Here is a 1,586-nt window from a genome sequence, read left to right on the forward strand (position 1 = left end):
TAAAAGCTTTAAATGGTTTTACCGTAAACCGGAATTGGAAAACATAATTGGGGGGTCAACATGCTCCAGAATATCCAGTAGATAATGGTCCCAGCTTATTTTATTCGTCTCTGTCGGTTATGCTTAACCAAAAGCACCCTTTGTTTATTTTAGCTGGGCAGGTAAAGTGGTCTATCTTTGAAGAAGCCTTTGCGCCATTGTACTGTTTGGACAACGGCAGACCAGCCAAACCGATCAGATTAATGGTTGGCCTACTGATCTTGAAACATCTACGTGATGTTTCTGATGAGAATCTGGTAGAACAATGGTCGGAAAACAATTACTACCAATACTTTTGTGGGGAGCTAAACTTTATACCCAAAGTACCCTGTGAGGCATCTGAACTGGTACATTTCCGCAAGCGTATAGGCGAAGAGGGAATTGAACTTATCTTTAGGGAAAGTATCCGTATCAACGGAAAAGATGCGGAACAAGCACATGTGAGTATCGATACCACCGTTCAGGAAAAAAATATTACCTACCCAACAGATGCTAAACTACATCGCAAGATTATTGTTAAATGCCAATCCATCAGCAGGAAATGTGGTTTAAAACAGCGTCAAAGCTATACTTTCGTTTTAAAGAAACTGGGTATCGACCAGCGTTTCCGCAATCATCCCAAAAACAAGGGTAAGGCCCGCAAAGCGGATAAGAGCGTAAAAACCATTGCCGGCAGAATGGTTCGGGAGTTGGAGCGAAATTTACCAGAAGGTGCTTATGCAGAGGAAATTGAATTATTTAATAGGGTTTTGGCTCAAAAAAAAGCAGATAAGAATAAAATATATTCACTACACGAGCCTGATGTAAAATGTATTTCTAAAGGTAAAGAACATAAGAAATATGAGTTTGGAAACAAGGTTTCTATTGTTTACACCCAAAATACTGGTGTAATTGTAGGTGCAATGGGTTTTAGGAATGAATACGATGGGCATACCCTGGAAACTGTCCTGGATCAACATGAAAAACTAACCGGCAGGCGAGCGAAAAGTGCTACCGTAGATAGACGCTACCAGGGTAAAGCTAAAGTAGGGGAAACAGTCATCTCAGGGAAACAGGATTATAGAGGTTAATGAAAACCTAATGCGGCACAAGCAGGTGGCCTATCAGCTGCTCAATAGTGAAAAGGGCATCGAAAAGCGAAAGCAGCGATGTCATGATGTTGAACCCGTTTTCGGAAATATTAAACAGAACCACGGGTTCCGTAGGTTTATGCTCCGCGGTAAGGATAAAGTGGCAATAGAATGGGGATTATTGGCAATAGCACAAAATATCAGGAAAAAAGCAGCTTAGAAAAGCTCAATTTGCTGTCTTTTGTCATATTGACTAACAAATATTCAATTATAGCCAATAGCAAACAAATAACATACAGGATGTATTTTACAGAAAAAAAGCTGCCTCATTTATTTTGAGACAGTATCCATGTAATAAAAGCCAAAGAGAAAGAACAATAGGTAGTCTGGGACAGCTACAATAACTTTGTGTTCAAACTCAATGGCCATGACAAATATAAAAGAAAAGCAGCAATGTAATCGGTAAATAATAATACA

At 39.5% G+C, this 1,586-nt stretch carries 2 pseudogenes; both read left to right on the forward strand.

Going from position 1 to position 1,586, the window contains the following annotated elements:
• Positions 1 to 119: 119 nt before the first annotated feature.
• Positions 120 to 1,082: pseudogene (locus tag GJU39_RS23245) on the forward strand (IS5 family transposase); the annotation flags it as partial.
• A pseudogene (locus GJU39_RS23250) lies at positions 1,081 to 1,329 on the forward strand (transposase); the annotation flags it as partial. The pseudogenes GJU39_RS23245 and GJU39_RS23250, both read left to right, overlap by 2 nt.
• Between the last annotated feature and the right edge of the window lie 257 nt (positions 1,330 to 1,586).

The sequence above is a fragment of the Pedobacter petrophilus genome (assembly GCF_009674725.1).
GTDB classification, from domain to species: Bacteria; Bacteroidota; Bacteroidia; order Sphingobacteriales; family Sphingobacteriaceae; genus Pedobacter; species Pedobacter petrophilus.